The following is a 26,904-nucleotide window of genomic DNA, read 5'->3' on the forward strand; positions in this document are numbered from 1 at the left end:
CCTTGTTGGTTGTCGACCAATATTGGCGTCGGCAGGGCTTGACCGTCGATACAAGATGACGGCCTTGCTTGTTCACGAAATTTGTATCCGCTGGAAAGTACCGACCCCTTAACAAAGAAGGAGGGGGACCCGCTTCATGGCCAAGATTAGCCTCACACTCATCCAGACCTTCTACCAGGTAGCACGTCACGGCTCGTTTTCCGGAGCGGCGCGGGATCTCAACCTGAGCTACCAGTCGGCCGCCAATCATGTGCGGCGGCTAGAGCAGATCCTGCAGGGGAAGCTTATCGATTCCGAGCAGGGGGCAAAGCGCATCTCGCTCACCCCACGCGGACGTGCGCTCTACAGCCTGCTCCATCCCGAACTGGACATCATGCTTGAGAGGTTGACCAAGCTGATCGAAAACCAGCGGTCATCGCTGCGTGTCGGCATGCCCCAGGCGATCTTCTTCTATCTGTTCCCAAGGGTGCTTTCCCGGTTTCGCGAGGCTTTTCCCGAAATGGAATTTGCCGTCTACGAGCGCGACACCGTTCTGGCCGAACTGGTCAAGAATGGCAGTCTCGACGTCTGCATTTCGGAACGCTACTTCGGCGACCCCGTCGTGCCGCAACGGCTGCTCGGAAGCTACAGGTTGAGCCTGGTCTATCCGCAAGCCTGGGGCGAGCCGCCCGAGCAGCAGGACATTCCCCTCTGGGCGGAAGGCCGTCCATTCATCACCTACGAGCCAGGCCAGACGCTGCGCAACCTGGCGGTCGACTTCCTTGGCCGAGACGGGGCGGTGGTCCAGCCGGCGGTATCCACATCCGGAAGTTCGAGCGTTAAGCGCTGCGTCGAGGAAGGTCTCGGCTTCTCGATTATTCCCTCCTGGTGCATTGGCCCGGAGGATGTATCAATCCGCAGCACCAAGCTAAGCAACCTGCCGGAAGTGCGCGTCTATTTCGGCAATGCCGGCTTCCTGCAGAAGCATCCCATGGTGCAACAGTTGTTCGAGGACTGCCGCCGCGAACTGGTCGGTCCGGTGCTTGATCCACCGCGCAGCAGTGAACTCGCGCTACCGCCTCTCTGACTGCGACATATAAAAAAGCCGATAAGTGGCTCGGACTCTCTAGCATTGTTCCTGCTCAATTCGCGGATAGGCTGATTTTCGGCCGGCAAAGCCCGCGCACGAGATGCTCGTTGCGCCGGGACACGGACAGCAAAGAATACCGGGGAACAAAGGAGAACCAGACCATGAAACTGCTTTCTAAGATCTGTGGCGCAGCAGCGATGGCGCTGTCGCTGCTGGGCGGCACGGCGGCCTCGGCCGGCACCATCGACGAGATCCGCGCCCGCGGTGTGCTGCGCATTCCCGCGATCCTCAACGAAACACCCTACTTCAATAAGGATCCTCGCACCGGCGAATGGCAGGGCTTCGTCATCGATATGGCAAACGACATCGCGAAGACGCTCGACGTCAAGCTCGAAGTGGTGGAATCCAGTTGGGCCAATGCCATCCTCGATGTCCAGAGCGGCAAGGTCGACATGGCCTTTGCTGTGACTGCCACGCCAGTTCGCGCCATGTCCGTTTCCTTCTCCGACCCGACCTATTACAACAGTTTCGTGCTCTTATCCGCCAAGGAGGAGTTGACGGGCAAGACTTGGACCGAACTCAATGATCCAAAGTTCACGTTCGCCGTCGACCTCGGTTCCGCGCAGGATCTGATCGCCCAGCAATATCTTCCCAAAGCCAACATCCTGCGCTTCAAAACGCGGGACGAGGCGATCGTTGCTGTCACGACCGGCAAGGCAGACGGGCTGGTCAACACGATGTTGAATGGCTTGGTCATTTCCAAGAAGGCCCCGACCGTCGGTGTAGTCAAGGTTCCAACGCCCATCCTGTCGACGCCATCCGTCATCGCATTGAATTACGGTGCGGATGAAACGTTCAAGAGCTTCGTATCCGCCTGGGCCGAATATAATCGGCGCATCGGCAACAACCAGACATGGATCGTGAAGAGTCTGGAAACCTTCGGCATTACACTGGAAGACATGCCGGTCGGCTTCGGTTTCGGCGGCTGATGATCCTGTCTGCGGCGTGATCAACCCTGAGCACGTGGAGAGCTCCGCCGACATTTGTCGAGACTGAAACAATAGAGTGGGCCGGAAATTGTTGCCGGCCCGCTTCGCATATCCGGGAAGGGAGTGACTGTCGCTCTTTTTGAAGTCGGGCGGCGGACCGAAGCTCGCATATTTGTTAAAAGGCCAAATGCGCTGGCTACGCAAAAGTCAGTTCTAGCTGACTGGCGCACGCGGGGGGCATGCTTCAGTGGCGGAGAAGGCAATATCATGCAAGGCAAATTCGCCTTAGGTCCTTTTGACAAGGTATGGCAGCCATATCTTCGCGGCTGCCAGAGCGAGGAATGCCGAGAAGGATTTTCGGGTCTTTTCGTATCGGGTCGCAACGCGACGGAACTGCTTGAGGCGGTTGAACATCCGCTCGATGCGGTTTCGATCCTTGTATGCCCGGAAGTCGCAGGGAGGTGGTTCTTCCGGTTGGCCCTCGGCGGAATGACTGGCCTGATCCGGTGGATCAGCAGTTCTTCGCGCAGGAAATCGCCGTCATAGCCTTTGTCGGCAAGGAACAGCCTCGGTTTGCCGACCGGTATCGCCAGCAGGTCAGGAACGGCGTCACTCACTCACGGTAAGGGGCGTTGTTCACATTGAGTGCTTTGGAAAGGCCCTCTAGAAGATCCAGTCCCGCTGGAAGAGAGACGCTCCGCTTGTTGATGTACACCCCATAATTGTCCAGAAATGTATGCACCGTGTCGTCGAAGAATGCGGCGGTTGTGTCTTGCGAGCAGATGGATTTTTTCAGACAAATGTCCAGCCATTTGAAGAAGTAAACCACATCCCTCACGCGTCCTATATTGGCGGGGTCCGCATCCACGCGGCGCGCGAAATTCTCCTGCAGGCGTATCTTGAGATCCGGGTTTTTAGCTGCGGCCTCAAGTTGGGCTCCCGGTACGTCCTGCATGAAAAGAAGGACGTTGCTGGCGAGGTCGTCGTAGCTTTTGCGGTAGCCTTCCTCCTGCCAAAAGGCCACCAGTTCGAGCGTGTATTTCTGCCGGTCTGCTTCCTTCTGGATGTTGTATTGCCAGATCGCCCACCCCGCTCCGACAATCCCGGCCAGTGTGAATATGCTGGACAGCATGCTCCAGATTGGTGCGGTCCGCCTTGCAAACGTGTTCAGGCTCAAGGTGCGCATTCCTTGATGAGGTCAAACGGCTTTCCAGGCGAAAGCTTGCCCGATAAAGGTACCACCAGTTTTTGCAGGCAAAGCAGGCTTCTCTCGTCCATGATGTAGACGGTTCTGAGGGGAGCTGACGCAGACGGATTTGGTTGCGCATCCGGCTCCAGCACAGGCATTTTCACGATGCCGCGATTTTCGCTGCCGTCGGTCCCCACACAATGCGAAAGATCGACGCTGGAATACTGGTCGCTCGATTGTCGAACCTCAGTGAGATACCGGCTGAAGTCTCTCAGGAAACACGCGGCAAGAGCGTTGTCGAGCTCTACGACCTCGTCGCAAACGTAGCATGCTGCATCGACCTCGCGCACGCCGTTCTGGATGATCAGAAATGCCAATGCCACCGAGAGCCTGAGTCTCGTCCGTCTAGAAAATTGCATAGTCTCCCACCACTCTGCTTCTCGTCATCCATGGAGTCTGCGTGCCGTCGGTCGCGTCGACGACGATGGATTTCACGCCGCGATAAAGTTCTGAGGCCTCGATCCGGCCATTCCTGTCCGTGTCGTAGTTGTGGCGATCCTCGCCAATCACCCTCACAACGGCGTTGGTAAACAGCCCGCCGGTCTCCCGGCGGGCAATCGATTCCTGCCTGCCCTTGGCAGCCGCAACGACCGTCACGTTCGAACCTAATTGCGTGAACCCCTTTGCAAGCTCGTCGTTTGTCGCGTTCGCATTCCCGCCAGCAGCACCCGAGTGACATGCGTCCAGCAACAGGGTGATGGATGCACGCGATGTCTTGAGCGCGCTCTGCAGCGCCTCGAAAGACAATGCAGTCTCTGCAAGCCTTTGAGGATCCGTCCCGGACGTTGCGAAGTAGAAGCGTCCGTTAGCATCCCGCAGCCCATGCCCAGCGAGGAAAAGCACGGCATGATCACCGTTCTCAAGGTCGGCGGTCAGTGCCAGAGCGGCAGAAAGGATCGCTTCCGGCGTTGCCGCACGATCCTTCGGTCCTTGCAGGAGCTCGAAGGGTGGGCTTGGTCCCTCTTTCTTGGTCAAGGCAGAAATGATCTGTCCGGCATCCCTCAGGGCATAGTTCAGCGATGGAAGGCTTGGATTCTCGTAGGTGTTGACGCCGATCGCGAGCACGCGCCCGACCGAACGCCTGTTTTTGGGCGGGCCCAGATCAATAGACACTGGCAGGCTCGAAAGGCCTTCTCTTGTCGTGGCGACCAGCGAAATCCACCTCGCATCCTTGAGCCTTTCGAATTCGAACGTGGATGCAAGTTCGTCACGGGCAAAACTGCGTGAAAGCTGTCCATCCTGGAAGACGGCAATGCTCGTCACCTCGGTATCGTCGAACTGAATATCAGCTTTGATCGAGCCCGAAGGGGTCGACATGATCGTGCCGGTCAGGCTCGGGGGAAGAGCGACGACCTCTTGTTCCTCGACGCTCATTGAGGTCCCGGCCAAAGTCAACTGGGCGAGACCGACCACCCGCCGTGCAGGTCCAAAGCGATCAAGGCTGTATTGCGCGTAGTGCCCCGGAAACTTCAAGTCGATGATGCTGGCAGCCTCTGCCGTCGCGTCGTAGTGAAAGTCTTTTGTCCATACCGCTATCTCGTCGTCCACGATCCGTCCTGAAAGCACTGGTTCTGCGTTCTTTGTGAGAGGATGGACATAGAAATTGCCGTCAGAGTTGAGTTGTAGCACATGCTGCCGGTCGGCAGTCAGCCAGGCATCCTGGAGAAGGTCGCCATTTGGCAGAGCCCCGCCGATCCAGGCGAATTCTTTCTTCCCCCGATCGACGAGGGCAATGGCGCCCTTCGCTGGTGCGACGCTGAGGATGAAATCGTCATCAGCCTTGATGTGGAACGAATTTTCGTACCAGAACTGGTGGATCGCGTTCTCGAACAGGAAGCCGGTCTCGACCAGGAATGCCTTGTCGCCTGCCGATGGAGGTTGGGAAAGGTCGATGACATAATAACCAGCATAGGCGCGCAGGCTGCCATAGGTCGCACCAGCCACGCAGTCTGACCTGGCGACCCATGCGGTTCCCTTCGGTGTCCGTACTGTCGACACCTCCACGACATCGCGTGGGACAAGGATCTTTCCTTTTTCCAACTTGCCATCGACAACGATATGTTCGCAGTCGGGAAGGCCGCTAGTATCCGCTTCGGGAAGCGACCAAGACGGTTTCCATCCCGCCATTTTCGCCTCCTTTTGCAGCCTCAGCATCGCCTTTTCGCTGGCTTTCAGGCGCGCATCTGTGTCGTAGGCGGAATGAGACTGGGGTCGATCTTTCTCGGGACGGAGGAGCTGTTCTCCGTCTGTCATTTGCGCGACCTCGATTCCGATGCGCGCCAGTTGCTCGGAAAAAATCTGCTCGACGGGTCGGCTGTTGCCTCCCAAGGCAAGAACCCCGTCATATCGGCCGTTCACGGGGCTTGCTGAGAGACCGACCCGCCTGAATATTGACAAGGTGTCGCTGAAGGGCTTTTCACGCGGCCCGTTGTCGCTCGATTCGCTCCAGTCTTCCCATTTGCCGGTCTGGACGAAGCCACCGGGCACATCGAATCCCAGAGCGAGTGTGACGGGCGCTAGGGTCCCTATTGATTGCAGCATCTGCAGGTTGGTATTGGCGTCGCTTCCGCCTTCGCTGCTATACCCGCCCTGAGCATCCGAGAGCAGCATATAGTTCGGATTCTGGAGGGCACCGATGCGATAGCCAAGCTTTCCCAGGATACTGAACACCGAGTTCTCGAGGTCGATGCTCACGCGGGTTGATTCAGGAGACGCAGTGCAGCAGGACGGGCCTGTCATCTGGCCGAGGATCTGCAACCCGTTGCCGAAGGTTGAGGCCAGGCTAACCGTGGCCCATGGAGACGTTGTTGTAAACGCAAAGCTGTCTCCGATACCCCAGGACAGCTCACCAAGATCTAACTGCGTCGTGGTGTTCCCGTCGACCATGTCGACAATGTCGATCTTCCCCCCTTCCTCAACGGCGATGAAACGATGTGTCGGAGATACCTGCAGATGCGAACCCGCGCGCTCTATGATCTCTGTGCCGGTCGCCGCGTCGAGGAGAAGGAACCGCTGTTCGCTCAGGAGGATCGTACGAGCAACTCGCTTGACATCGATCCGGTGCGTCAAACTTGCGCGCCCTTCCGGCGTGCCCAACACAATCTCGGCAGCCGCAGGCGAGACCTCAAACGAAAGTGTTTCGGTCTTGAGCGAAATCTCCTTCTCGCAGCCGCGCAGGTAGCCCACCAGTTCGATGGTCAGTTCGCTCGTCCCTGCCTCGAGCGGCACGATGCCGATTTTGCCTGTATGTCCCGCACCTCGGCTCGCGAGCGAAACCATCGCGCGTGTCTTGCCCGCACCGGCCTTTATCCCGAATGGGTTGGCCGCCTCGGGTCCCAGGGCAACATGACCAATGCCGGAGAAACGCACCCTGTCAGAGGACGAAATGATGAGCCATGCGGGAATTCGTTCAGTCAGTGTGTTTCCGCTCCATGCCACGGAAACGGCTCGCCCAGCCTGCGGCTGGCCTGTCTGCAAGCTCCAAGCAATGTCGGCTGAGAGATCTTTCAGACTTTCCTCTTCTGCAGAACAGCTGAGCCCGACGGGACGGGCCTTCTGACGGATACGGGTGTGGTAGGTGGGCATGCTGTCCGTCAGCCGCCAACCGACTTCGTCGGACAGTGTCGGTTCGGGCCCGCGGGTGGGAGGGGGTGCTAGCCTGAGCTTCTGCTCGGCCAACATGACCGTTACGGCGCCCCGAAACGGCGTCAACTGGCCGTCAGCCCGTTTCAGGAAGCAGATGTTTCCATTCAGGTTCAAGGTATAGGCGGTACACTGGTCGGTCGTCAGGCAAAATTTTGCGCATTCAGCCTGGGTAATTCCCCGCAGAGCCTGATCGGTCAATCCGGTGCGCAGATCTCCACCCGGAAGATCGGTGTTCGGCATTTCCTGCCAGCGCACCGTCATTTCGGGTTTGGGCGACGTTTCATCCGCCAGACGCTCGTATGACGTGTCCGACGGCGAGGTACCACTCTCCATATCGAATGCATTGGCGATCGTGCGTGCTGCCGGGCCAAGGTTGCGTTCTTGGACCTCCTTTTCGATGTGATCGGCATGCGCTTGCCGAAGAACGGTGGGGGCAGCCCAACCTCTGTCGCGCGCCCAGGCTGCAAGTGCCCGGCCTGTGGCTTGATCGAGGACTCCTGTGGGAGTGGTCTTCATATATCCCAGTTGCACCAATCCGGCCTGTACCCTGCCGATGACCGAACCGTCGGGGCTCTCCGCAGTTGTTGCACCGTTCGAAATCTCTGCCGTGGTTGTGCCGGCCTCTTGCTCAAGCGTATCGAGATGGGCTCGTCTCAGTGTCGTCGGCGGTTCCCAGCCCCGATCTCGCGCCCAGGCAGCCACAGCGTTCCATGTTGCGGGGCCTGCCTGTCCATCGACACCAGTCTTCAAGTAGCCCAGCGTCGCGAGCGCCTTCTGAAGGCGCAAAGTCTGCTGATCGTCGAGTTGGGATTGGAAAACCCGCGGCGAATCCTGCCGTTCGATCGGAATTCCGAAAACATTCCCGAGCAGCTCGGAAGCCGATTGCGCCTGCGCAGGCGCGCACCAGGTCACGAGGGCAAATAGTGCTGCGCATGCTCGGTACATTGGGGCGTCCATTGCGCGATGGGTTAACCAATAGTGAATGTGCAGACTCAATTGCAAATTCACAAGTACAATTTTAGGACGTGCTAGCGAGTGGCGAGCCTTTTGTACGCAAAGAACCCTAGGTTGAAGATTTTGCGTGAGAGGCCATGGCCGGCCGTGACGGTTATACGACATTTATTGCGGCGGTGGTGTCGAGCGTTTTGGATGGTGCGGCTGAGTGGGTGTCGCGTTGCTTGGCTGATCCAGTGACGCCGAGGCAGTTGCACGCCAATCGCAGAAATATGCGTTATAAATGACGCACGTTGATGCAGACGCATTGTGATGCGCTATAATGAATGTTAACGATTGTTGACGCGTCATGATGCGTTTTAGTCAACTCCATGCAAGAGATCGAACATGCCAGTCATCACCGTAGCAAACCCAAAGGGCGGGGCAGGGAAGTCGACAGCAACGCTGGTGCTTGCCACCTCCCTGGCGCAGCAGGGCGCAAGCGTCGTCATCCTTGATTGCGACCCAAACAGAGCGATCGAGGGCTGGAGGGCGGGGGACTCCAAGAACCCGGTCATTGTGGATGGGGGGATCAACGAAAGCTCGATCACGAGCAAGCTCGACGAATACCGCAAGAAGTTTCAGTTCGTCTTTGTCGATCTGGAAGGAACCGCCAGCCGGCTGATGTCACGCGCCCTTGCCCGGGCGCAGCTCGTGGTCATTCCCATCCAGGCCAGCCCGCCAGACGCAGAACTAGCCGCGCGCGCAATCCATCTCATTCAGGAGGAAGAGCAGGCGTTCGAAAAGACGATTCCATATCGAATCCTTTTTACGCGGACGTCGCCTGCGATTGCGACGAAGCTGGAACGTCAAATCACCTCCCAGCTGACTGCCAGCGACGTGCCAATGTTTCACAATCATCTGAACGAGCGCTCTGCGTATAAGGCTATGTTCTTCTATCAGCGTGATCTGAATGAGCTTGACCCTGGCGACGTCAATGGTTTGCCGGCAGCTCGGGATAACGCGTTCCGGCTAGCCGAGGAATTGGTCAATCTTGTCATCGATACGAGGGCAGCGGCATGAGTGGAAAGAACCTCGGCTTTGGCGGCAAGCTCGCCAACATCTCCCCTGACAGTGAGGATCCGGCCAAGATTTCAGATGCGAAGATCGATGAGGTCGGTCAGCGGCATGGATTTGTTGCCAGAGAGCCAGTCCAGAAGCTGACACGCCGCAAGCCGTCGGAGCCATCCGCAAACCTCAACATTCGGCCGCCGGTCACCACTTTCAACCGGTTTCTGGTCTTCTGCGAGCGAAACCGTATGTCCTATCCCGAAGCTCTCAAGGAGCTGATGGATCGCGCGGGTGTTTAGTGTCGTCAACTCAATCCTGAAACAATGATAGTGCGTCAACGTTGACGCACATTAACGCAGATGCGTTGAAAATCTACATTATCCTGCACGTATGGTGAACCGTTCTTTTACATTAGCGACGTCGACCTAAATACGCTCTCCGGCAGATCTAATTGTGATGTGCCGCCGGCATCACCGACCGTTTTACTCGAATGAGTTAGCGTAGAGCGTCTCGATCTGCTTGACCTCGGTATCGTGTAGAGCGGCAAACTCTTTTGTGCGCGCCCTCTGTGAGAGGCGACCGTTATTCTGGTTGAGAAACTTGTGCAGCAATTCGGCTTGGGCCATGGGCATATCGATGATCTCCTGAAGCCCGGCGGCGAAGAGATCAAAAGCTTGCAGGAAGCGAACTTCTTGCGGCAGGTCGTGATTCACAGTCTGTTCGACGCATTCGTAGAGAAAGGCCGCATGTGCCGTGGCATCGAAGTATCGGTAGAATGGCGCTGTGTCGTTGAGGACCTCAACGTTGCCAGCAGCCGTCGGACGCCATTCAATGAACGGCAGGAGGGGCGCCGACCACGATTCCAGGACGGCTCTGTAACGTTCGATGTTCCGCAGAATGACTGCGCTGACGGGGAAAACTAGACCTGGTGGGCTGTAGGATGCGGCGGCAAGCGCGTGGTGGATTAACCAGCGGTGTAGGCGGCCATTCCCATCCACATACGGGTGGATGTAAACAAACCCAAATGCCAGGCAGGCTGCGGCCACCACCGGATCCATCGTTCCGCGCGTCGCGCGCTCGGAAAACGCAATCAATCCGCCGACCAGGCTATCAAGATCCTCGTGTCGGGCGCTGACGTGATCGGGAATAGGCATGTTGGTGTCGCGGTCATGGACGCCGACGAACCCACCCTCATCACGAAGACCGAGGCGCACGAAGCGGTCGTCCCCGATGACGATCCGTTGAAGACGGTCGAGCTCTTCGAGACTGAGCGGTCGGACACCCGCCTGCGATATGGCCTGGCCCCAACGCGTCGCTCTTTGCCCGGACGGTCGTTCCCCTTCTATGGCAAACGAGGATTTTGAGTCGTTGAGCAGGATAAATGCAGCAGCGCGCGCGACCAGGTCCGGACGAACGCGTCCCATCGCCTCGCGCGCCCGCGCCCCAAGTGCCTGTTGCGAGAACGCGGCGAGATCTGCTGTTTTCCGCACTAGCGGGCAAAATGCAGGTGTGCCGGGAAGGTTATTCAATACCTTGTGTCGAGGTGACGGATCACCTTCGGTGAGACCATATTGCTGGTCCCGGTCGATGACCGGCACCATTCTCACTTTGCCAGGATCGGGAAGGTTGAGCTGTCGGCCTGTCAGCCATTCGTATAGGAACCAGAGGCGGCGGGCAAAGGCACCGGTCGGGGTCAGGCGTATGATGGCCTCGATCTCTTCAGGGCCAACGGTTTTGAAGAGAGCGGACAAGACCTGAAGGTCAATGCCTTCGTATCTGAAAGCGAAAACCAGATGTGAGCCAAGTGCCGGTTCCGGGCGATAGCGCGGCGTTTGCATCAGCCACGCCTCTGTTGAGGCCGGGTGGTGCCGCTCCGCAATCGCGGCCATTCGGGATGGTGCGGGCAAGATCAGGTCGTAGGCCGCGATGATGGCAGCATAACCCGCCGGTTCGCCGCGCTCAGGCAAGGGGCGCCCGTGAAAGTCATTCACACTCTGCGTAGGCCATTCACCCATCTGTTGTCCCGCGAAACTGGATCACTTGGCGCAGGCCCCTTCGTGAGAATCCATCACCGTCAGCGAAAACCTATCACCGATTATAAATTTTGTGAATTATATTCACTGAGCTAGGCGAAGTGCTCCATGAGAGGGCTTCGTGATGATGCGTCAATGTTGACGCGCGTCAAACACCGAAGTCAGGCGCATAATCACGCCGAACGACTTCTCGGCGCTCATCGCATACCGAGACGACGCATCTCCGCCTGCCAGTGTCCTCTGAGCTTCCGGGTCGTCGCCAAATGATCTCCAACTGATGTTGAATTTCACGCGTAGGACGCCCGTGGAGGGATGCCAAGGGTGATCCCGGCACATTCCAGGCCATTCGGAAAACGAAGTTCATCCTAACATAACCAATAATGACGACAATGCGTTCGACTGTGCTGGAGTAACTGAACGATGAAAAACATAGCCGTTTCGGGTGAGCACCTCGTTGCCCCTCAAGGGGACGAAGACATTTCACTCGATACCAGCGTTCTTCTCGAAGCGGCCTCCCGCTTGCGTGTAGCAGATCCGAACATCGCAGGGCGTGCGTTGTGGCTCGAGGCTATGGTGAACCACGTTCCGGATTTCATGTATGCAAAAGATCGCGATGGTCGATTTCTCTATGCAAATCGAGCCATTATCGAAGGCAACGATCTATCAAGCGTAGATGATATTATTGGACTGACAGACTTTGATCTTCATGGAGAAGCCGCCACCGATGCGCGCATATCCGAGATAGAACAGCGCGTCATGGAAACAGGCGAGCCAGATCTAGGATACGAGGAGCGCGCCATGCGCGGGGGCGGCGACCGTTGGCTGATGATGTCACGGGTGCCTCTTAGAGATAGCAGCGGCGCAATCATCGGCATTGTCGGGTCTTCGCGCGACATCTCGGCTCACAAGGCCTCAGAACGCCTGATGCGAGCGCAAAACCGCATACTTGAAATGATTGTTGGCTCGGTCGCTGTTCCAGAGTTTATGGACACGTTGGCTGAACTGATTGAAGAACTTGCCGAAGGCATCAGATGCGCAGCGGTCCTCTTTCCCCCGGAGGATGACATTCAGACCTTCAAGGCTCCAAGCGCGCCCAATCTGCAAACGCCGCTTTTCGAAGCTCTACCTTCGTTGTCTTCAAGGCCGAACCGTGAGGCGATGGCTCGACTTGCTTTTGAGAATAATGGTTTTTTATGCTTTGAAATTCCTTCAGCAAACGGAACCAATCATGGCTTGATTGGCATATCGTCGACGAAAAACAATCTCAACCGAAGTCTGAGCGAGTTTTTGGCGGGAGCGAGCCGTATGGCCGGGATCGCTATCGACCGCAGGCAGGCAGAAGAACAAATACGCTTTCTCGTTGTTCACGATGCGCTAACAGGCTTGGAGAACCGCATATCCCTCGAAGCAAGACTTCCAGGAATTCTCAAGTCTGCTGAACTTTTGTCACAAAAGGTGACAGTCGGCTTTCTTGATTTGGATAATTTCAAACAGATCAATGACACTTTCGGACACGCCGTTGGCGATGAACTCCTGAAGGAAGTAGCAGGAAGGCTTTCCCGCCTCACCACAGGGCATGACATTGTTGCTCGAATCGGCGGCGATGAGTTTGTTCTTGTCTTGCACGAACACAATCAAAGCTTTGATGATCGACTTCAGCGCATCAGAGCGACAGTTGCGCAACCTTTGACAATACAGGGTATGGATTTCAAGGTCAGTTGTAGCATTGGCGCTGCCTACTACCCCTCGCACGGTCTAATTGCGTCCGACCTTTTCAAGGCCGCCGATCTTGCGATGTATAAAGCCAAGGAAAATGGTCGAAACGCAGTTGAAACATTTTCGGAGGAACTCCTCGATAGCGCACGGCGGAAATTTCTTCGCGCCGAAGAACTGCGCAAGGCGATTCAAAACGATGAGTTTGTGCTTCATTTTCAGCCACAAATAGAATTGACAACTGGTCTTGTGTCAGGCGTTGAAGCGCTCGTCAGATGGAAACATCCATTGGAAGGCATATTGCCTCCATCCGAGTTCATCTGTCTCGCGGAAGAAACGGGCGTCATCGTCGAGCTGGGAGAAGTAGTCCTCAGGAAAGCCTGTCACCAAGCTAAAAAATGGAACATGAATGGCCGACGGCGCGTCCCGGTGAGCGTCAACATGTCGCCAAAGCAGTTTCAAAATGCTGGTGTGATTGATCATGTGAAAGCTGCGCTCAGTGAAAGCTGTCTGGACCCGTCACTCCTCGAAATCGAGATTACCGAAAGCTCAATCATGCGTGATATCGGTTCGGCCGCGGGCATAATGAAAGATCTGACCGATATGGGAGTCAATTTCGCAATTGACGATTTCGGAACAGGTTACTCGTGCTTGAATATGCTGAAAAAGCTCCCGTTCTCCCGTCTTAAAATCGATAGATCGTTTATCACGAATACACCAGACGATGAACAAGACTGTGCAATTGTCACCGCTATCTTAACCCTGGCGCGAAGCCTCAAGCTTCAAGTAGTGGCGGAGGGCGTTGAGACCATCGAGCAGGCGCGGTTCTTACATCTGGCGGGATGCGAACACGGGCAAGGCTATTTCTACAGCCGTCCCGTCTGTGATCTCACAATTGATGCGCTTCTGGACAACCAATATTAGTTCAGTTCTAGCCCGATCGTTGCAACCGGAAATATATGGAATGCACCTGATTTAGCAATCGCGTTGTGCGCTACCGGTTGCAGCACCGATGCGATCGACCTGAGCCTCAACGTAAGCGCCGTCTCCGCCCCATTGGATTGGCTATATTTTGAGGCTTGCTGCGTGTGCGAGAAGGTTTCCAGGACTAACTGGAGATTTGCATGGCAGAAGATGGATTTGTGGGTCGCTACGAAGTTGTCGAGCCGCGCCGGGGAAATCGGCGTTGGCCGGATGACGTTAAGGCTCGGATTGTAGCGGAAAGCTTTCAGCCCGGTGTTCGTGTTGTTGATGTTGCCCGTCGTCATGACGTTATAGCAAACCAACTTTCCAGTTGGCGGCGACAAGCACGAGATGGGGTTTTGGCCCTGCCTTTTGAGGCTATGCCGGGCCCTTCGGAGAACGGGGATGCCGAGCCTGCATTTGTGCCTTTGGCGATCACAGCGGAGCCGAGCGAGGCTGTGGGTGTTTTAGCGCCGCCGAAACTGCCGGAGGCGGTTTGCGCGGTCTTGACGCTGGAGATCGGCCCGGACGTTGTGATACGGGTTCCCGGTGACGTGCCGGTTGAACGTGTGGCGGCTGTGGTGCGAGCGATGCGAGGGACGGCATGATCGTCGCTGGCCAACGACTGCCGATCCTGATCGCGACGCGGCCGGTGGACTTCCGCTGCGGGCATCAGGCGCTGGCTTTGATGGTTCAAACCGAATTGAAGCTTGATCCGCATTCCGGGGTGACGGTGATCTTCCGGTCGAAGCGCGGGGATCGTCTGAAGATCCTGGTGTGGGATGGCACAGGAATGGTGCTAACTTACAAAATTCTTGAACATGGAAGCTTTGCCTGGCCCAAGGTGCAGGATGGGACGATGCGTCTTTCCAGGGGTCAATACGAGGCTTTGTTCGAGGGTCTTGACTGGCGACGGGTCATGGCGCAACGGGTGACTGCGCCATCGGCGGCAGGGTGAATATCCGGCTGTCTTTACATTGTTTTATTTGGCTTTTTCGTGCTGCCTTGCTATAAGGGCGCATGTCATCGCCCCTTGATCTCAGCCTGTTTCCGGACCTTCCGCCAGAGGTTGTCAAAGCCTTTGCGGCGATGCAGTTCGAGCTGTCAGTCGAGCGTGCTGCACGTCAGCATGAGCAGGCTGTGGTGGCCGAAAAGGACGCGTTCATCTTTGAGTTGAAGGAACTGATCGAGAAGCTTGAGGGGCAGGTTCACGACTATCGGCGCACGAAGTTCGGGCCGAAATCGGAAAAGCTAGATCCGGCGCAGATGGAACTGGCGCTGGAAGACCTTGAAACGGCGATCGCCGAAACACAGGCGCGGATCGCCGCCGTCGAGAAAAAGATCGAAGCCAGTACATCCGATCCGGAAAAGACCGCTCCTCGCAAGGAGCGGAAGGCCCGTGCACTGCCCGAACACCTGCCGCGGGTCGAGCGCGTGATCGAGCCCGAGAGCATCGCTTGTCCCTGCGGTTGCGGCAACATGGTCCGGATCGGCGAGGACCGGACGGAACGGCTCGACCGGGTCCCGGCGCGCTACGAGGTGATCGTCACGATCCGCCCGAAATACGCATGTCCCAAGGGTCGAACGGGCGTCGTCCAGGCCAGAACGCCGGCGCACCTCCTGGAAGGAAGCTGGCCGACTGAAGCCCTACTGGCGGAGATTGCCGTCTCCAAGCATTCCGAACATCTGCCGCTGAACCGGCAGGCTGAAGTCATGGCGCGACACGGGGTGCCGATCGACCGCACGGTGCTGGCCGATTGGATGGGGCGCACGGGCAGCGAAATCGCACCGGTGGTCGACCACATGGCCAAACGGCTGCTGTGGGAAAGCACGCGGCTCTATGTCGACGAGACAACAGCTCCGGTTCTTGATCCGGGGCGAGGTAAGACAAAGACCGGTTATCTCTGGGCCGTGTTGCGTGACGACCGCGGCTGGAATGGCTCCGCGCCGCCGGGCGTGGTGTTCCATTACCGGCCCGGGCGTAAAGGCGAATATGCCGCTGAAATCCTCGACGGGTTCAACGGGACAATCCAGGTGGATGCCTACGGTGGCTATTCGCACCTCGCCACGTCGGACCGGATGGGTGGCGTTCCCTTGAAGCTGGCTTTCTGTTGGGCACATGGGCGCAGAAAGCTGATCAAGGCCACGCCAAAGAGCGGATCACCCATCGTCGACGAGGCGCTCATTCGCATCGCCGCGCTATACAAGATCGAAGACAGTATCCGAGGCTCAGACCCCGAACATCGCCGGGCCGTTCGACAGGACCTGTCCCTCCCGCTGGTGGACGAGTTCTTCACCTGGCTCGCGGCTCAGGCTGTGCGTGTCTCACGCAAATCCGATCTCGGCATTGCCCTGGCCTATATGCTGAAACGACAGGATGGCTTTCGGCTGTTCCTTGATGACGGCTGCGTCGATATCGATTCCAACCTGGTGGAAAACGCCATCCGTCGCCCGGCCATGAACCGCCGCAACGCGCTCTTTGCGGGCCATGATGAAGGGGGGCGGAACTGGGCCCGGTTTGCCAGCCTGATCGGCACTTGTAAAATGAATGGCGTTGAGCCCTACGCCTATCTGTGCGACCTCTTCACCCGCCTTGCAAACGGCCACCTCGCCAAAGACATCGATGCCCTGATGCCCTGATGCCCTGATGCCATGGGCATATGCAGCGCGCATCAGAGCCTCACAATGAGCTCGTCAGATACTCTTCGGTGAGCTCATTTGACGGCCCGTAGATCAACCTCAGATCGCTGCAACCGAAAAATCTATGGGGCATGGACGTCGCATACGTCTTTTCGCGGGCCTGCGATGCGCGTAAAGTCGATGACGCTGAGGGACGATATTCCGTGTTGTGCCCGACGCCATTTCCGCGCTCGACCTCGAACCATCCGCTTACCTCAAGTTCCCGGACGGCGCGCTGAATGGTCTTGACGCTCTTGCCGGTCGCGTCGGCAATCGTTTGATAGGACGGCCACGCCTTCTCGGTGTGGCCGTTCAAATGCGTGGTGACGATGTAGAGCGCCACGGATCGCGCATTGTCGCTCAGATTCTTGTCGCAGCTGAGCTGCTGAAGCCATTGAAGCTTTACATCCCGAAATGGTCTCGTGCCGCTCATGCGTACCTCCCGTCACCTGCAAGGTGACGGGCGTTCGCCTGCAGGCACGCGGGCTGAGCCTTGCCAACCGCTCCTTGGCCCGTTACGGAGAAGGGATCGCGGATCTCATGAACTAGGTTTGACGTTTCTGACCTAAGCCCTTGAAATTCAATCAGACGTTTGACGCGGCTTTCGAGGTAAACTACCAAATTCTCGACAACAAAGTTGGATTGAAAATCCGCGTGTCGGTGGTTCAAATCCGCCTCCGGGCACCATTCTAAGCCTCGACGAAATCAATGCTTTGTAAGTTTGGGGTCAACAATGTTGCGTGCCAGAAGTCTCTACCGTTCGTCTGAGAGCCCTATGCCGGAAGGGCTGGTAGACTTTCCCAACCGATTAACGAGTAGGGACGACGCTTAAGGTCATCAGGAATAGGTCATGGACTTGTGTTGGAGCCCGTTGCCTGAGCGGCCTTGATCATCTCGGTCGCGTCAGCCAGATTAATCGCTTGGCGCATTTGGCGATCGAACATTTTGGACAAAGAGTTGGCTCGGTAAATTTGCGCAGCGGGGATAAGTGGAATTTCTGCCTGACTTCGGCTTAGATGCCGGGAACAGGTGCTATCATCACGAGACGACCGCGCCGGAATCATAGCCCGGCTTTCAAGGCGAAGGTGGGACTTGCCGCCATCAGGGGCGAGCAGAGAAGCGACTATGGATCCTTGTCGAGTGCCTGCACGCTTTCTTTTAATATGCTGACGAACTGACGTTGAATGGGCGTCGGCAGCCAGTTCGACCGGATGGAGATACCCTTTGTTGCCGGAGGAAAGCTTGGCGCCCATGGTAGGACAGCCAGCAGATCTAGCTGTTCGTCCATCTCGATCTCGTGACGACTGACCAGCGCCAGCCGGTTGCTGCATGCCAAGATTGCCCGGATGGTCGACATCGAACTCGTTTCGATTAACATGTTCGGTTGCCGGTTTTGCCCCTCGAACAACGCATCGTATTCCCTTCGCCGCGGCGTGCCTTGACCCGGTGCAATCCAGTCGTGGCTGAGGAGATCAGATTGCGTGATTTCGCTTCGTCGTGCGAGGGGATGCCCCGATCGAGCCACGATACAGTAGGGATCGGTGAACAGTGGAACTTCCGTGATTTCCATTTCCCAGTCCGGCCGGCGCAAAACGCCGAAGATCATGTCGATCCCGCCATTGCGAAGGCTGTTGAAGAGTATCCCATAGGGGGCGTTCGTCACGACGACCCGCGCTTTCGGAAAGCGTTCGGTCAAGCGCGCAATGGCCGCCCCGATCAGATAGGCTCCCGACATGGGGAGCGCGCCAATTAGGACTTTTCCCTCTTCAAGTCCATCGAGTGAACTGATTTCGTCCAACGCGGCATCCATCTCGCGCAGCGCTAGAGCAAGCTTGCGGGCGAGGTTGGCACCTGTATCAGTCATCCGCAGGCCAGCGGGAGAACTCGTGTAGAGTGGTTGTCCCACCAGTGCCTCAAGATCGCGGACTGTTCGATGAAGGGACGAGGTCGATATGCCGCTGATATGAGCTGCCTGGGAAAAGGTGGTGCTGACGGATATGGCGATCAGGCCTCGGACCTGCACGCTGGTAAGGTAACGTGCCCGTCCCGGTTCTCCGTTGGTAACCGAGATAAAGGCTGCATCGCACTGGTCGATGAAGCGTCGCACGCGATTGAGATAGACCTCTCCCGCGCGGGCTAAATAAGTACCCTTCTGGTGTCGTTCGAAAAGGTTGCGCCCGAGCGAGGCTTCTACCTTGGCTACGGCCTGAGTGACGGCTGGTTGCGAAAGACGCAGTTCCAGTGCTGCCTTTCCGATACTGGCGTGTCGGCCCACGGCCTCCACCGCCCTCAGATGGCGAAGGTTCGGAAGCGGCGTGTTGTCACCCGTCATGTTTGGTTCTGAGGCGATCGTCGACATGGATTTATTCAGCCTACATTATGGCTGGTGCGTCAAGATCCGGCCGCCGACAATCGTTTTGAGATTGAATTTGGTGATGTATTTCCTAATTTTATTAATATTTTTCAATATTATAGCTGATCTCGATCACCTGCCGTCACTTGGTGAATGCAATGGCGAGGATCAGCTTTCGAATGTGCTGAATCCCATTTTCTTATGCTGCGTAACGCAGTTCTAATTTGAAACTACCGCCCTTTGAGGGCTGACTGTATCGTGCCGGATGGGGAGTTCGGCAGGAGGAGTGTCCAATAGACTAAGTCAGGACTGGAAGCGGCTTTGCTGTTTCGCCCTGTAGGATTGAACCCGGTCGCTTGCAGGCGAGCCGGACTGTGGTTCTATGCCTCGGTTTGCCTCCTATCGCAGCCGGACAATGAATTGCCTGACTTCTCCGACCACTCGAAACTGCCGGTCACCGGCTTTAGACGACCGCAAGGAATCTGATGAGCGATATGAACACAAGTATCCGGGACACTTCGATCACAAGGTTAGCGAAATGGACGCTGGCGGCGGATCCGGCCTATGTTGCCGATCTTGCCCTGCGGCAAGCCGAATTGCTCACCCTTGATTCTGTCGCCTGTGCCTATTCAGCCCGAAATGCAGGAGCCCCGCGTCGGGTGGCGGGGATGATCGATGAACTGGGCAGCAAACCGGTCTGTACTCTGATTGGGCATTCCAGCCGAGGCTCAGTGCTGGATGCAACCTTTCTGAATTGCGCACTCGTCCGTTCGCAAGACTTCAACGATGTCCAGTTTATCCAGAAAGATGGCAAGCTGCATATCGGAGGACACTGCAGCGACGTTTTGGCGGCTGCCTTGGCCGTAGGTGAGGCGCAGGGCGCTGCGGGGCGCGATGTCCTCACTGCGATCATCATGGGATATGAGCTGTTCCGCCGCCTGCGCGACCTCATGCCGATGGACAGCGTCTGGGATGGAGCGAGTGCTGTGGGTGTGGTGGCTGCCGCGATGGCAGGCCGCATCATGGGATTGGACGACGGACAGCAAGCAAATGCCTTGGCTTTGGCGTTTGCGCGCTGCGCCACCCCCTCGATTGTCCGCTATGGCGAGCTATCTGGTGCGAAGAACATGGTGGGCGCGCTACTTGCGCGCGAGGGTGTTCAACTCACTCTTCTTGCAGCAAAGGGCATGACAGGACCGCAACAGGTTCTCGATCATCGCTGGGGCATGCAGGAGGTTTTTGATCCAGCGCTCGGCTTTGAGAGGCTTTGGGCCCCGGTGGACGACCTGTTCATTCTACGGTCGCACGTGAAGACCTTCGCATGCATTGGCACGGCCCAAGCCTCGGTCATCGCAGCGCTTAAGGCGCATCGAGAACTTGCGGGCCGCGTAGATCAGATCGAGGCGATAGACGTGATCATGGCTGACCTGCCGATCATCCGCAAACAACAGGCAGAGAAGCCACGTCTGACGCCTTCGACGCACGAGACGGCCGACCACAGCTTCACGTTCTTGCCGGCCGTGGTGTTGATGGATGGCGAGTTGACTGAGCGTCAGTATGAGAACGAACGCTGGGCTCAGCCTGCAACGCGAGCGCTGACCGCCAAAGTGCGGCTGTCGGTGTCCGAGGAACTGCGGGCGCGTTCACCAGAAGCGATGCCCTGTCAGATCCGTGTTCACCTGACTGGTGGGGAGACAATCGAAACCGAGTGCCTCCATCCGCCGGGCCATTCTTTCCCCGACAAGGGCCTCGCACGCACGCCGGTCGTGGACAAATTCAAGGAGGTAACGGGAGACCTCCTGACGAGCGAACGGCAGTGCCGGATTATCGAGGAATTGCTTGATCTGCGCAACAAGGCGACCGTCGCACCGACCATGTCGCTTCTGACTGCCTGAAATACCAACGGATACCGGCCTTCAGGCCGGTATCAACAAACGGGAGGAGAAAACCGTGAAACTGAAGCAACTTGCTACTGCTGCGACCATCGCACTGTCTGCCGCGTTTCTTTGCGCGCCGGCCTATGCCCAGACGGTTGAGGAATTCTACAAGGGTAATACCGTGACGCTAATGGTCTCGGCCGCACCGGGTGGTGGCGCCGACCTCTATGCCCGCGCCTTTGCGCCGTTCATGTCCAAGCATCTTCCTGGTAATCCGAATGTGGTCGTGACCAATGTGCCGGGCGCAGGCGGCCTGACGGCGGCGGCTCAGCTGCAGAACAGCGAGCCACGCGACGGTACGGTCATTGCGGCCTTGCAGAGAAACAATCTGTATCTACCACTTGTCTCGGCCGAGAAACTTGCTTTCGATCCGCGTGCTATAAGCTGGGTCGGCAGCCTGAACAAGGAAAGCTATGTCCTGATTACCTGGGAAAACACCCCGGTGAAAACACTGGATGACCTATTCGCCCATCCACTGACCATCGGCTCTACTTCGTTTAACAACGAGAACCGGACTTTCCCGGCGATGATCAACGAATATCTCGGCAGCAAGATGGAGATCATTCCAGGCTACAAGGGCAATGACGAGATCGCGCTCGCCATGGAGCGGGGCGAAGTGCAGGGCCGAGCCGTCACAACGACCAGCCTGCTGGGAGGCAATGACGCCAACTGGTTGGCTGAGGGCAAGCTGAATGTCGTTGCGCAGTTGGCGATGAGGCCAAACCCTGCGGTAAAAGATGTGCCGATGATCCTCGACCGCGTCACCGACCCCAAGGCACGCTCGGTCTTTGAATTCATGTTCCTGCCACTGGATGCCGGCCGTCCCTTCGCTGCTCCGCCCGAGGTCCCCGAAGATCGGCTAGCTGCGCTGCGTGCCGCATTCGAGGCAACGGCACAGGATCCAGGCTTCATCGCAGAGGTCGCCAAGCAGAATGCCACGGTTGAGATGATCCCAGGTCTAGAGATTCACAAGATCCTTGACGACCTCTATGCGACGCAGCCCGAAGTGCTTGATATGGTCAAGGGACTTCTTGTCTCGCGCTAGCACGGCCGACGCCACTTGCCGGGGCCTCGGCTCCGGCAGTTCAACTTACAAATTCGAATAGGACGAACAATGGACCCCGTCGAAAGTGTAAGCATGCTGGGCGCGGCCTGGGATGCGTTGACGATAATTGCGGATCCGATGCGCCTGGGCGTTTTGTTTCTGGCAGCGTTTCTGGGTGTGATCCTTGGGATTGTACCTGGTATCGGAGGTCTGGCCGGCACCGCTTTGCTCCTGCCCTTCACCTTCGCCATGGATCCCTATACCGCATTCGCGTTTCTTCTCGGTTTGGGCGCCACCACTTCAACGGGCGATCCCATACCCGCGATCCTGTTCGGTGTGCCGGGCGGGGCGGGATCTGCGGCCACGGTACTTGATGGCCTGCCGATGGCCAAGCGCGGTGAGGCCGGACGTGCGCTGAGTGCCGCCTATATGTCATCCTTAATGGGCGGATTGTTTGGTGCGGTGCTGCTGGGGCTTTCGGTGCCGGTGCTGCGACCGGTCATGCTATATATAGGTACGCCGGAAATGCTGGCGATATCGATCCTGGGCCTTTCGATGGTGGCGGCCCTGTCCAGCAGTACACCTCTGCGCGGGCTCGCGGCTGCGGCGATCGGGGTCATGATCTCGATGATCGGTTCCGAACCGCGGACCGGTGCTTTTCGATGGACCTTCGAAAGCCTGTATCTGTGGGAAGGTTTGCCACTGGTGCCAGTCACGCTGGGTCTTTTCGCATTGCCGGAACTTTGCGACATGATGGTCTCGCGTCACTCGTTGAAAGGTAAACCGCTCCAGAACGTGAACCTCGGCATTGTGCAGGGTGCCAAGGATTGTTTTCAGGAGTGGTGGCTTATTCTGCGCTGTAGCTGGATCGGCACTGCGCTGGGTGCCATCCCAGGTATCGGTGGTGCGGTCGTGGACTGGGTGGCCTATGCCCATGCCGCCAAGACCGTGAAGGGTGGGGCGCAAACCTTTGGAAAGGGCGACGTACGGGGCGTCATCGCCTCGGAGAGCGCAAATAATGCCAAGGAAGGTGGCTCGCTCATCACCACAATCGCGTTTGGCATACCCGGCTCTGCTGGCATGGCGATCATCCTGGGCGCTTTCCTGTCGCAGGGCCTCGTCCCTGGCCCCGATATGCTCACCAAGAACCTTTCGATTACCTATTCAATGGTCTGGTCCATCGCGATTGCAAACATCATTGGTGCGGGGCTCTGCTATGCTTTCAGTCCCCAGTTTGCTCGCCTGGCTACCTTGCGTTACACGCTGGTTCTGCCGGTCGTGGTCTGCATCATCTTCATCGGAGCCTACGAGGGGTCCCGCCAATGGGGTGATCTGGTGACACTGCTGGTCCTCGGCCTTGCCGGTTGGACAATGAAGCGTTTGCGCTGGCCGCGCGCGCCGTTGATCCTGGGTGTTGTTCTGGGCGACACGATCGAGCGGCAGCTGTTCATTTCGATCCGCCTCTATGGCGCCGACTGGTTGCTGCGGCCGTTGGTGGTGATAGTCCTCGGACTTGCTCTGATCGGCATTCTTCGGCCGGTGATCACCGCGCTTCTGGCTCGACACAAGGGCTGGGACCTTAATTTTGGATCGCCGAGGTTCTCGCTTGTTGACATTTTTCCCGTCGCTCTTCTCGCTGCAATGGCTTTTCTGTTCTGGAGGACCTCCGGCTGGAGCTGGTCTACGGCGCTGGTGCCGCAGATCGTAACCGGAGTAGCCTTCGTCGCCGTACTCGGCTCGCTGTGCAATGGGGTCTTGCGCAGGGGAATTACTGCACCCTCGGCGCTGGAGGAGGCGCGGGCCGGGGCAAGCGAGGCGATCCACATGGATCTTGTCGATGACAATGACGGATTGGCGACATCGGAAATCCTGCGTCGCGCATCGATGTTCGCTGGTTGGCTTCTGGCGTTCCTCGTCTCGATGGGTACCATCGGAATCCTTCCGACGATCCCGTTGTTCGTTGCAGGCTTCATGCGCTTCGAAGGGCGAGAGCGCTGGAGTCTCGTACTGCCGACGGCAATTGGGGTCACACTGTTCGTCTATCTCGTTTTCGACCAGCTCTTGACCATGAACTGGCCGCTGACATGGATCGGTCAGATGTTCCCCATTCTGCGTGTTATCCCGTCGGTTTGATCCCCAGACGGAATCGAAAATCGCATCCAAAAATCACGGCCGCATCCCGCGAGGGAGGCGGCCGTCACGCCGTGTTGTGTCGGCTATAGGCGCGCTTTTTTGAGTGGAAAATACATAAATATCAACGATCATTTGAAGGCGTTGTGTTTTTGCACTCTCATTTTCTTATGACCAGTGTCGCGCTTCCGATTGGCTTCAATTCGACACTCCCATTAGCTTGACGGTCAGGGAGAAGTGGCCGGACAAACCGGTACGACCAGTGGAGTGGCCGTTGGCTGCGCCAACGTTGCTGTCTTCGCTTCCGATGTCGAAACAACCGTCCGGCGTTTGCTGGGGCGCTTCCCGGAGTTCACTCCGGGAGCCGGGCCCGGCCGTCTGAGACCTATGAGGGAAAAAGGTCGAAAGCACATGGCGCAGCGAATTCACGATATCCATCCGCATGTGATCTCGGACGACGAGGTGGGCTATCCGCGCGCGCCTCTGGGGGGCAAGCAGTCGGACTGGTCCAAGGAGCACCATGTTACCATTGAGGCCATGGTCGCGGCGATGGACGAGGCAGGCGTGGTCAGCTCGGCGCTGGTCCAGGCGGCCTCCTGCTACGGATATGACAACAGCTATGTGGCAGAGGCTGTGGCCCGCTATCCCGATCGATTTACGGCGGTCGGCACGATCGACGTGCTTTCGTCGAATGCGGTTAATGTCATGGAGGGCTGGATCGCCAAAGGCGTTACGGGTCTGCGTCTCTATACCGGTGGCAGCAAACTGACATTCGACTTTTCCTGGTTGAACGACCCGCGTTCGTTTCCCGTCTGGCAGAAGGCTGGCGAGTTGGGGCTTCCCATTTGCGTTCAGTGCCGGATGCCGGCGTTTCCCACCGTGGTCGAAATGGCCATGCGCTTTCCGCAAACACGTATCATCATCGATCATCTGGCACGTGCTGACATTACGGACGGCCCGCCATACGCAGGCGCCCGCCCGTTATTTGAATTGGCGGACCATGCCAACATCTACCTGAAGGTGACGCCGCGCACCTTCGATCTTGCTGCGTCAGGTGCCGCCTCACCCGAGACGTTTTTCCCGATGCTGGTCGGTGTCTTCGGCGCGAAGCGCTGCGCCTTCGGGTCGAACTATCCCGCATCGGAAGGCACGCTTGCGGAGATCGTTGCCCGCGCAAAGCAAAATCTTGCCTCGCTCAGCGAAGCAGACCGGGACATGATCCTCGGCGGGACCGCTGAAATCCTTTACCCGCGCCTTGCATCAGCCGAGGCATGTTGATGGACAAGAACTACCCGGCCACCGGACCTGTGACGCTGACGACGCTTTTGGCCGATAATGCCAGCACGAAATCGCTGAAGACAGGGCGGATCGACAGCGATCTGGTGCGCTTCGACTATGTCGACTTCCCGCTGGTCTTCGATGGCTTCAAGCCGATGGTGCGCGAGGGCCGGTTCGATTTCGGCGAACTCGCGATCGTTACATTTCTGCAGGCGCGCCTCCTCGGTAAGCCTCTGGTGCTGTTGCCTGCCGTCATCGGCGCACGGTTTCAGCACCATTGCATCTGCTACGACGCGCATCGCGGCGTGATAGCACCCTCGGACCTGGAAGGGCGCCGGGTCGCGGTGCGTTCCTATACGCAGACCACCGGCGTCTGGGTGCGCGGTGTCCTTCAGGAGGAGTACGGCGTCGATACCGCTCGCGTAACTTGGGTGTGCTTCGAGGATTCCCATCTGCAGGAGTTTCGTGATCCGTCCAATGTTGTCCGTGCGCAAGAGGGCAAGACCCCGCTCGGGATGCTGCTCGCGGGTGAAGTTGATGCCGCCCTTCTGGGCAGCGACATGCCCGTCGATCCGCGTCTGCAGCCGGTCATCCCTGACCCCAAGACGACCGAACTGGACTGGCACCGGCGCACAGGCGTCATTCCGATGAACCACATGGCGGTAGTCCATGCCGATCTTGCCACGCAACGCCCCGACGCAGTTCGCGAAATCTACCGGATGCTGCTGGAAAGTCGCAACCGGGATACGCCGGCAGGAGGGGGAATGCAGATGCGCCAGTTCGGGTTGGAGGCCTTGCGGCCCTCGCTCGATGCGGCGATCCGCTTTGCCTTCGCCCAAGGCGTGATTTCGCATCCGATCGACGTGGATGAATTGTTTGACGATACGACACGCCTACTGGGAACGCAGGCGCAACTGCCCGCATGAGTGGGCGAGGCAGTCTGCACAAGGAATGGGAGGAGACAAAATGGCAAGACTTAACTCGGTGATCGGCGCTTTCGAGCAGGGACGCAAGGCGTTCGGCACGTTTGCACCGGCGGACATGGAATCGGCTCTATGGGTAACCGAGGCGCCCTATGACGGCGTCATCTATGAAATGGAGCATCGCCCCTGGGATCCTGCCCAGTTGCGCGATACGCTCCAGTGGATGATCAGTCGCAAGTCTATCGCGACCACCGGCGCGCCGGCCGTCACGCCCATCGTGCGCATTCCTGCCAACGGTGGCGAGATGAACCAGTTTCTCGCCAAACAGGCGCTGGATATGGGGGCTTTTGGTGTCGTCTGGCCGCATGTCAGTACCGCCGAGCAGGCCTATAACGCCGTTGCAGCGTGCCGTTATCCCCGACGCGAAACAGCCCCGCTGTTTGAACCGCAGGGTATACGTGGCGACAGTCCCAAGACGGCATCTCGTTTCTGGGGCATAGGAGCCGGTGAGTATTACCGCAAGGCCGATGTCTGGCCGCTGGCGCCGGATGGCGAAATTCTGGTGATCCTCATGATCGAGGACCTCGCTGGAATCGCCAACCTTGATGAGATGTTGACGAAGGTTCCGGGTATCGGCGCGGTGATGATCGGTGAAGGCGACCTTAGCCAGGAACTGGGCTATCCGCGCGAGTATGACCATCCGGAGGTGGTGGCGGCCATGGCCGAGATCGTTCGGATTTGCAAGGCACGCGGCATGCGGGTCGGCCATCCGCACGTTGGTTCGAAGAATGTCGAGAAAGTGCTGGCCGATGGCTTCGACCTGCTGCTAGCGGCGCCGGCGCGGTCTTTTTCGGCGCTCGAAACCGGACGCCGGCTTTCCGGTCGCGCCTGAGA

At 57.8% G+C, this 26,904-nt stretch carries 20 protein-coding genes and 1 pseudogene; 14 read left to right on the plus strand and 7 right to left on the minus strand.

The window, feature by feature from the left end:
• The first annotated feature begins 136 nt into the window (after positions 1 to 136).
• Both GVK95_RS02945 and GVK95_RS02950 read left to right on the plus strand, forming a co-directional pair.
• Positions 137 to 1,066, plus strand: a complete 930-nt coding sequence (locus GVK95_RS02945; RefSeq protein ID WP_159946396.1) for a LysR family transcriptional regulator — start codon at positions 137 to 139, stop codon at positions 1,064 to 1,066.
• A gap of 164 nt (positions 1,067 to 1,230) precedes the next feature.
• Complete coding sequence (locus GVK95_RS02950; protein ID WP_159946398.1) at positions 1,231 to 2,058, plus strand: transporter substrate-binding domain-containing protein; 828 nt, start codon at positions 1,231 to 1,233, stop codon at positions 2,056 to 2,058.
• 285 nt (positions 2,059 to 2,343) lie between these two features.
• Here GVK95_RS02950 and GVK95_RS25165 read toward each other — a convergent pair whose 3' ends face one another.
• The 4 genes from GVK95_RS25165 to GVK95_RS02970 form a co-directional block, all read right to left on the minus strand.
• Positions 2,344 to 2,481 carry a hypothetical protein gene (locus GVK95_RS25165; protein ID WP_244618659.1) on the minus strand — a complete coding sequence of 46 codons (138 nt, stop codon included), beginning with the start codon at positions 2,479 to 2,481 and terminating at the stop codon, positions 2,344 to 2,346.
• Positions 2,482 to 2,671: 190 nt separating this feature from the next.
• Positions 2,672 to 3,235 (minus strand): hypothetical protein, encoded by a 564-nt coding sequence (locus GVK95_RS02960; RefSeq protein ID WP_159946400.1) that lies wholly within the window; start codon positions 3,233 to 3,235, stop codon positions 2,672 to 2,674.
• Positions 3,232 to 3,624, minus strand: coding sequence for a hypothetical protein (locus GVK95_RS02965; RefSeq protein WP_159946402.1), 393 nt, complete (start codon positions 3,622 to 3,624; stop codon positions 3,232 to 3,234). The genes GVK95_RS02960 and GVK95_RS02965 overlap by 4 nt, the downstream gene beginning before the upstream one ends.
• A 28-nt stretch (positions 3,625 to 3,652) precedes the next feature.
• The gene (locus tag GVK95_RS02970; RefSeq protein ID WP_159946404.1) at positions 3,653 to 7,897 is read right to left on the minus strand and encodes a caspase family protein; all 4,245 of its coding nucleotides are present in this window, start codon (positions 7,895 to 7,897) and stop codon (positions 3,653 to 3,655) included.
• Between the two features lie 396 nt (positions 7,898 to 8,293).
• On the opposite strand from GVK95_RS02970, the gene GVK95_RS02975 reads away from it, so the two are divergent.
• Entirely contained in the window at positions 8,294 to 8,968 is a 675-nt protein-coding gene (locus GVK95_RS02975) for a ParA family protein (protein ID WP_159946406.1), read from the plus strand.
• Positions 8,965 to 9,255 (plus strand): hypothetical protein, encoded by a 291-nt coding sequence (locus tag GVK95_RS02980; protein WP_159946408.1) that lies wholly within the window; start codon positions 8,965 to 8,967, stop codon positions 9,253 to 9,255. The genes GVK95_RS02975 and GVK95_RS02980 overlap by 4 nt, the downstream gene beginning before the upstream one ends.
• A gap of 183 nt (positions 9,256 to 9,438) precedes the next feature.
• Here GVK95_RS02980 and GVK95_RS02985 read toward each other — a convergent pair whose 3' ends face one another.
• Positions 9,439 to 10,971: a Fic family protein gene (locus tag GVK95_RS02985; protein WP_159946410.1), complete on the minus strand. Its 1,533-nt coding sequence runs from the start codon at positions 10,969 to 10,971 to the stop codon at positions 9,439 to 9,441.
• A gap of 438 nt (positions 10,972 to 11,409) precedes the next feature.
• Between GVK95_RS02985 and GVK95_RS02990 the strand changes: the two genes are divergently transcribed.
• The 4 genes and pseudogenes from GVK95_RS02990 to GVK95_RS03005 all read left to right on the plus strand — a co-directional run bounded on the left by GVK95_RS02990 (position 11,410) and on the right by GVK95_RS03005 (position 16,354).
• Positions 11,410 to 13,626: a GGDEF and EAL domain-containing protein gene (locus GVK95_RS02990; RefSeq protein ID WP_159946412.1), complete on the plus strand. Its 2,217-nt coding sequence runs from the start codon at positions 11,410 to 11,412 to the stop codon at positions 13,624 to 13,626.
• 200 nt (positions 13,627 to 13,826) lie between these two features.
• A complete protein-coding gene (locus GVK95_RS02995) occupies positions 13,827 to 14,273 on the plus strand; it encodes a transposase (protein WP_159946414.1) in 447 nt (148 codons plus the stop codon).
• Entirely contained in the window at positions 14,270 to 14,623 is a 354-nt protein-coding gene (tnpB, locus tag GVK95_RS03000; protein ID WP_010975401.1) for an IS66 family insertion sequence element accessory protein TnpB, read from the plus strand. Before GVK95_RS02995 ends, tnpB begins: the two co-directional genes overlap by 4 nt.
• Before the next feature lie 62 nt (positions 14,624 to 14,685).
• Positions 14,686 to 16,354 (plus strand): annotated as a pseudogene (locus tag GVK95_RS03005) (IS66 family transposase).
• On the opposite strand, the gene GVK95_RS03010 reads toward GVK95_RS03005, so the two are convergent.
• Positions 16,346 to 16,777 (minus strand): helix-turn-helix domain-containing protein, encoded by a 432-nt coding sequence (locus GVK95_RS03010; protein WP_280178057.1) that lies wholly within the window; start codon positions 16,775 to 16,777, stop codon positions 16,346 to 16,348. The pseudogene GVK95_RS03005 and the gene GVK95_RS03010 overlap by 9 nt on opposite strands.
• A 690-nt stretch (positions 16,778 to 17,467) precedes the next feature.
• The gene (locus GVK95_RS03020; RefSeq protein ID WP_159946420.1) at positions 17,468 to 18,703 is read right to left on the minus strand and encodes a LysR family transcriptional regulator; all 1,236 of its coding nucleotides are present in this window, start codon (positions 18,701 to 18,703) and stop codon (positions 17,468 to 17,470) included.
• A 479-nt stretch (positions 18,704 to 19,182) separates the two neighbouring features.
• On the opposite strand from GVK95_RS03020, the gene GVK95_RS03025 reads away from it, so the two are divergent.
• From GVK95_RS03025 to GVK95_RS03050, 6 genes are all read left to right on the plus strand, one after another.
• Positions 19,183 to 20,592, plus strand: a complete 1,410-nt coding sequence (locus tag GVK95_RS03025) for an MmgE/PrpD family protein (RefSeq protein WP_159946422.1) — start codon at positions 19,183 to 19,185, stop codon at positions 20,590 to 20,592.
• A 55-nt stretch (positions 20,593 to 20,647) separates the two neighbouring features.
• Positions 20,648 to 21,679: a tripartite tricarboxylate transporter substrate-binding protein gene (locus GVK95_RS03030; protein ID WP_159946424.1), complete on the plus strand. Its 1,032-nt coding sequence runs from the start codon at positions 20,648 to 20,650 to the stop codon at positions 21,677 to 21,679.
• Between the two features lie 69 nt (positions 21,680 to 21,748).
• Entirely contained in the window at positions 21,749 to 23,812 is a 2,064-nt protein-coding gene (locus GVK95_RS03035) for a tripartite tricarboxylate transporter permease (protein ID WP_159946426.1), read from the plus strand.
• A 408-nt stretch (positions 23,813 to 24,220) separates the two neighbouring features.
• Positions 24,221 to 25,087, plus strand: a complete 867-nt coding sequence (locus GVK95_RS03040; RefSeq protein ID WP_159946428.1) for an amidohydrolase family protein — start codon at positions 24,221 to 24,223, stop codon at positions 25,085 to 25,087.
• On the plus strand, positions 25,087 to 26,013 hold the full coding sequence (locus GVK95_RS03045) for a phosphate ABC transporter substrate-binding protein (protein WP_159946430.1): 927 nt from the start codon (positions 25,087 to 25,089) through the stop codon (positions 26,011 to 26,013). The genes GVK95_RS03040 and GVK95_RS03045 overlap by 1 nt, the downstream gene beginning before the upstream one ends.
• A gap of 40 nt (positions 26,014 to 26,053) precedes the next feature.
• Positions 26,054 to 26,902 (plus strand): aldolase/citrate lyase family protein, encoded by an 849-nt coding sequence (locus tag GVK95_RS03050; protein ID WP_159946432.1) that lies wholly within the window; start codon positions 26,054 to 26,056, stop codon positions 26,900 to 26,902.
• Positions 26,903 to 26,904: the final 2 nt, after the last annotated feature.

Origin of the sequence: Rhizobium sp. 18065 (assembly GCF_902706095.1) — a bacterium.
Taxonomy (GTDB): Bacteria; Pseudomonadota; Alphaproteobacteria; order Rhizobiales; family Rhizobiaceae; genus Allorhizobium.

Excerpts from the sequence above, each read along its gene's own strand:
- GVK95_RS02945 (WP_159946396.1), top strand. The coding sequence starts at position 137 with ATGGCCAAGATTAGCCTCACACTCATCCAGACCTTCTACCAGGTAGCA.
- GVK95_RS02950 (WP_159946398.1), top strand. The coding sequence starts at position 1,231 with ATGAAACTGCTTTCTAAGATCTGTGGCGCAGCAGCGATGGCGCTGTCG.
- GVK95_RS02970 (WP_159946404.1), bottom strand. The coding sequence starts at position 7,897 with ATGTACCGAGCATGCGCAGCACTATTTGCCCTCGTGACCTGGTGCGCG.
- GVK95_RS02975 (WP_159946406.1), top strand. The coding sequence starts at position 8,294 with ATGCCAGTCATCACCGTAGCAAACCCAAAGGGCGGGGCAGGGAAGTCG.
- GVK95_RS02980 (WP_159946408.1), top strand. The coding sequence starts at position 8,965 with ATGAGTGGAAAGAACCTCGGCTTTGGCGGCAAGCTCGCCAACATCTCC.
- GVK95_RS02985 (WP_159946410.1), bottom strand. The coding sequence starts at position 10,971 with ATGGGTGAATGGCCTACGCAGAGTGTGAATGACTTTCACGGGCGCCCC.
- GVK95_RS02990 (WP_159946412.1), top strand. The coding sequence starts at position 11,410 with ATGAAAAACATAGCCGTTTCGGGTGAGCACCTCGTTGCCCCTCAAGGG.
- GVK95_RS02995 (WP_159946414.1), top strand. The coding sequence starts at position 13,827 with ATGGCAGAAGATGGATTTGTGGGTCGCTACGAAGTTGTCGAGCCGCGC.
- tnpB (WP_010975401.1), top strand. The coding sequence starts at position 14,270 with ATGATCGTCGCTGGCCAACGACTGCCGATCCTGATCGCGACGCGGCCG.
- GVK95_RS03010 (WP_280178057.1), bottom strand. The coding sequence starts at position 16,777 with ATGAGCGGCACGAGACCATTTCGGGATGTAAAGCTTCAATGGCTTCAG.
- GVK95_RS03020 (WP_159946420.1), bottom strand. The coding sequence starts at position 18,703 with ATGTCGACGATCGCCTCAGAACCAAACATGACGGGTGACAACACGCCG.
- GVK95_RS03025 (WP_159946422.1), top strand. The coding sequence starts at position 19,183 with ATGAGCGATATGAACACAAGTATCCGGGACACTTCGATCACAAGGTTA.
- GVK95_RS03035 (WP_159946426.1), top strand. The coding sequence starts at position 21,749 with ATGGACCCCGTCGAAAGTGTAAGCATGCTGGGCGCGGCCTGGGATGCG.
- GVK95_RS03040 (WP_159946428.1), top strand. The coding sequence starts at position 24,221 with ATGGCGCAGCGAATTCACGATATCCATCCGCATGTGATCTCGGACGAC.
- GVK95_RS03045 (WP_159946430.1), top strand. The coding sequence starts at position 25,087 with ATGGACAAGAACTACCCGGCCACCGGACCTGTGACGCTGACGACGCTT.
- GVK95_RS03050 (WP_159946432.1), top strand. The coding sequence starts at position 26,054 with ATGGCAAGACTTAACTCGGTGATCGGCGCTTTCGAGCAGGGACGCAAG.